Below are 4,795 nucleotides of genomic sequence, written 5' to 3' on the forward strand. Positions count from 1 at the left end.
AACAGGCCTACTTCACGGGCTTCAGCGCAGAAGTCAACGCCCGGCTCTCTATGTTTGGCTGGGGCTGGCATCACGAAGCCGGGATCCATTTGTTACGGCTTATGTTATCGGGCGCATTTGATAAATATCCCCACCTGCAGGTAATCAGTGGCCACTGGGGGGAGATGCTGCCCTTCTGGCTGCAGCGTCTTGATGACAGCCTTCCACTGGCTGCAACGGGTCAGTCACGCACGCTAACGAGAACCTTCCAGGAGCACGTTTACGTTACCCCGTCAGGTATGCTGACGCTACCGCACTTCCAGTTTATCTACGAGTTAATGGGGGCAGAAAGGATCCTGTTCTCCGCTGATTATCCCTATCAGACCCTGGACGGTGTAAAAACATTTATCGACTGTCTGCCGGTCAATAAGGCTGAAAAAGAGGCCATCGCGTTTCGCAATGCAGAACGTTTACTGGGCATCACAGCGTAGTTCACGGGTTCATGATGACCGGTACAATGAGAACAGTCGACCATTATTAGTTTTTGTCTAAAAGTGAATGAGTCTTTACTGCTCTAAAAAAAATAATGGTGTCACTCTATACTGGGTTAAACATTCACCAAATATATTTAACCCATTGAAATGAAAAATATCCTTATTGTTTCAGGCCATCCTGAGCTTACCCATTCCGTCGCCAATGCCACGATCCTTGATGAAGTGGCGACCGCCCTTCCCGATGCTGAAATTCGTCGTCTGGACTGGCTCTATCCGGACGGCAAATTCAATATCGCTGCGGAGCAGGAAAGCCTGCTCAGGGCCGATGTGATTGTCTGGCAGTTTCCTTTTTCCTGGTATGGGCTGCCCGGGTTAATGAAACAATGGCTGGACGAGGTCTTTGTCCACGGCTTCGCGCATGGCTCAACGGTGAAACTGGGCGGTAAAAAGCTGATCCTCTCCTTCACTACAGGGGCGCCGCAGGTGCTCTATACCGCTGACGGTTTCTTTGGCCATGCCATAGAAGAGTATCTTATTCCATTCGAGACCACGGCAAGGCTGTGCAATCTTGAGCTGCTGGCGCCGGTTTATACCTGCGGTATCAGCTATGCCGACCGGGATGCCGACAAAATCGCGCAGCAAAAAACGCTTGCCCGGGAACACGCTTCAAGGCTTGTCGATCTGCTCAATTCCGTCGTGAATAATCCAGAGGGAGAATAACGATGCAGTATACCCGGCTCGGTAAAAGTGACTTACTGGTCTCCCGCATCTGTATGGGATGTATGGGATTTGGCGACCCGTTAACGGGCCAGCATCGCTGGACGCTGGACGAAACAGCAAGCCGGGACATCATCCGCTACGGTCTCGAAAAGGGTATCAATTTTTACGATACCGCCATCGCCTATCAGAACGGCTCCAGCGAGCGATACGTTGGCCGGGCGCTGCGGGAGATGGCAAAACGCGAGGACGTGGTGCTGGCCACCAAGTTTCTGCCGCGAACACCGCACAAATTTCCGAAGGTATCAGCGGAAAGCAGGCGATAGCCCGCTCGCTCGACCAGAGCCTGCAGAATCTGGGGATGGACTACATAGACCTCTATATCTACCACATCTGGGATTACAACACGCCTGTTATTGACGTGCTTGAAGCGCTGCATGCCGCCGTTACTGCGGGCAAAGTGCGCGCTATTGGTATTTCAAATTGCTATGCCTGGCAGCTGGCGAAGGCGAACGCTCTTGCCGAACGCGAAGGGCTGACGTCCTTTGTTTCCGTGCAGAGCCATTACAACCTGATTATGCGTGAAGATGAACGAGAGCTCTTCGGTCTGTGCGCTGAAGATAATATCGCCATGACCCCCTATAGCGCGCTGGCCAGCGGTCGTCTCTCGCGTAAAGAAGGCCACACTCGGCGAGCCACGGAGGATGACTATGCGCGAGGAAAATATGACAGCACGGCTGAACAGGATCGGAGCATTATTGAGCGCGTAGCCGAACTTGCCGAACGGCATCAGGTCTCCATGACGGAAATATCTCTCGCCTGGCTACTGACAAAAGTCACGTCACCTGTCGTAGGGGCCACAAAAAAAGATCACGTCGATGGCGCGGTAAACGCAGTCAATCTTCAACTGAGCCCGGAAGAAATCCAGTTTCTGGAAGAAACCTACCAGCCGCACGTTCTGACGGGGATCATGGCGCAAAACACGCCGCAAACGAAGGACGTTAAGCAGGTCTGGACGCGGTAGCCCTTACCGGAACTGGCTCCTGTTAAGCCATAGCGCTTTTCTGCCTTATCAAGACAAAGGAGGTTTTATGATCTGGTTACTGCATCACAGAGCAGCAGCATTGTTTTTGTTTGCCTTTATCTTCCTCATGCCCATTAGTCATGCTCATAGCCGTGAAAAGACCGACATTAAAACGCTCGTTATCGTCTCTCACCCTTATCCGGAACGCTCAGTTCTGACAAAAGGGCTGCAGGAAGCCGCTGAGAGTCTGGAAGGCGTGACGGTTCGCAACCTTGAGACGCTGTATGGCTATGACACACGTCGGATTAATGGTGACGCGGAGCGAAAAATGATGCGTGAGCACAGGCGTGTTGTTTTTATCTTCCCGACACACTGGTTCAACATTACACCAATGATGAAGGCCTGGCTGAATGAAACCTGGGGAAGTGTCGGACCCGGTCTTTGGCAGGGAAAGGAGATGTTTATTGTCAGTACGGCTGCGGGGGGACGCTCTACTTACGGGCCGGACGGCAGGATCGGGGTATCGCTCGCGGATGTGTTTTTACCGATGAAGGCAAGCGCCCTGCACGCAGGTATGACGTGGCTTCCTCCCCTTGTCTTTGAGAGCGCCAGCAGCGATCGATTACCTTCTTACCAACACCAACTTATAGAACGTCTTAAACAGCCATTTCAGTAAAAGGATCATCGTGAAAAAGACTCTTATGCTTTTAATTTGGATGCTAATAAGCAGCCCTGTCTTTGCAACAAAACTGGACGCGCCGGATAAGGTAGTGATGAATATCTTTGAGCTTGGCGTCAGGCACGATCGGGACAAAGATTTTGCAGACGTAGCCAGACAGACGATTTCCGCTTCGGTTGATCATGAAGCAGGTACGCTGGCGATGTACGCCCTGCTCCGCAGCGACAATCCACGTAAGGCATTCATGGTCGAACTCTATGAAAACGAGAGTGCTTACCGCAAACATCTGAATGCCGAACCATACAAGGCATTCGCTGCCCGGGCACCTGACATTATCGTTCGGAAAAATAAAATCACTCTGGAGCCCCAATTTCTGGGGGACAAACACATCATACCGAATGAGCGAACCATTAATAATCTGGTGATCGTCGAGGTAAAGCCTGAATTACAGACCGAATTTAAAAACATCGTCATGCCTGAAATGGCTGAGTCGCTCAAAGTAGAGAAAGGCGTGTTAGCCATGTATGCCGCTACAGACTCACAGACTCCGAACCGCTGGTATTTCTATGAGATTTACGCCAGTGAGGAAGCGTATCAACTGCACCGACAAACGCCACACTTCCGTGACTATCTCAGGCAAACGGCGCATATGAGCGTCAGTAAGGACGCTATCCCGGTAAAACCGGTATTTCTTCGTAACAAAGGCGGAATCAAACAGGATCCGCACCGTTGACCAGTGAGGATTGACATGAAAAGCGTAATTGCAGCGGCGGCCATGTCGCTTGTTATTTCTGATTTTGCTAATGCTGAGGAAACAAGAGGTAAAGCTATGATGAAAATTGAACCTTCAGCGATTTCTGAAGCTGATATTCGTTCTGTCTCACCGGCTCTTGCGCGCTTTGGTCGAGAAGCTATTGCTGAAGATCTGTGGACACGCGATGCCCTCTCGCCCAGGGATCGTAGTATGGTGACCGTCTCCATGCTAATTGCCAGAAACCAGCCTGGCGACCTTAAGCACTATATAGACATTGCCCTTGATAATGGCGTTACGCCAGCGGAATTGTCAGAAATCATTACCCATCTGGCGTTCTACTCAGGTTGGCCAAATGCCATGTCAGCCGTCAGCGTGACCAAAGCAGTATTTGAAACTCGTGGCGTCACGGCAGATGCACTTCCTGAAGCTTCTCCGGACCTGCTTCCTCTCAATCAGGAAGCAGAAAAGCAGCGTTCAGAGACAGTGGAGAAAAATGTTGGCCCAATATCTCCGGGCCTGGTTAAATTCACTGCAGATCCACTGTTCCTGGATCTCTGGCAAAGACCTGCGCTGAAACCCCGCGACAGAAGCCTGATTACGGTCAGCGCGTTAATCGCATCCGGACAGAGCGCGCAGATTGGCTATCACCTTAACAGGGCGATGGATAATGGACTTTCAGCTGAGGAAGCGGGTGAGATCGTTACCCAGGCCGCCTTCTATGCTGGCTGGCCAAACGCATTTACCGCTGCTCCGGTTGTGGGAGAGGTGCTAAACAATCGATCATCGAGTAAAAGGTAACATTACTGAACACAAAAACCTGACGCACATCACAAAATTAGAGCGAACAGTTCATGAACCAACAGACGTGACATCGAGTGATTTATGGACAGCGTTTAACACAGTTATGAACCAAAACTGAGTTCATAACTGTGAGTTTGAATCGCCATTTGATTAATATCCATTTAAAACAGATTGTTATACTGTTTCTGGTGCTGTCGTAAATTATGTATATTCCTCAAACCCAGAATAGTTAAATAGGCTTTCTAGGTCGATTATCATACGGTCCCAGGAATCAGCATGTTGTGAATTTTCAGGTCCCCCCTTTTATTCCATTAGGTCTGTCGTACTGCGTTAAATGATTACAGGAT

Annotated in this window: 5 protein-coding genes and 1 pseudogene; all 6 read left to right on the top strand. The window is 50.4% G+C overall.

Annotated elements, in window-relative coordinates; translation table 11 throughout:
- The coding region (locus C5687_RS23420) for an amidohydrolase family protein (RefSeq protein WP_158252237.1) at positions 1–470 on the top strand (470 nt) is incomplete at its 5' end.
- A 150-nt stretch (positions 471–620) separates the two neighbouring features.
- Positions 621–1,193 (top strand): NAD(P)H-dependent oxidoreductase, encoded by a 573-nt coding sequence (locus tag C5687_RS23425; RefSeq protein WP_104558141.1) that lies wholly within the window; start codon positions 621–623, stop codon positions 1,191–1,193.
- A 2-nt stretch (positions 1,194–1,195) separates the two neighbouring features.
- Positions 1,196–2,214, top strand: a pseudogene (locus C5687_RS23430) (aldo/keto reductase).
- A gap of 67 nt (positions 2,215–2,281) precedes the next feature.
- Positions 2,282–2,890, top strand: coding sequence for an NAD(P)H-dependent oxidoreductase (locus C5687_RS23435; protein WP_202911314.1), 609 nt, complete (start codon positions 2,282–2,284; stop codon positions 2,888–2,890).
- A gap of 40 nt (positions 2,891–2,930) precedes the next feature.
- Positions 2,931–3,626, top strand: coding sequence for a putative quinol monooxygenase (locus tag C5687_RS23440; RefSeq protein ID WP_185857662.1), 696 nt, complete (start codon positions 2,931–2,933; stop codon positions 3,624–3,626).
- Positions 3,627–3,641: 15 nt separating this feature from the next.
- On the top strand, positions 3,642–4,445 hold the full coding sequence (locus tag C5687_RS23445; RefSeq protein WP_104558143.1) for a carboxymuconolactone decarboxylase family protein: 804 nt from the start codon (positions 3,642–3,644) through the stop codon (positions 4,443–4,445).
- Positions 4,446–4,795 lie beyond the last annotated feature (350 nt).

The organism is Enterobacter sichuanensis, assembly GCF_002939185.1.
GTDB classification, from domain to species: Bacteria; Pseudomonadota; Gammaproteobacteria; order Enterobacterales; family Enterobacteriaceae; genus Enterobacter; species Enterobacter sichuanensis.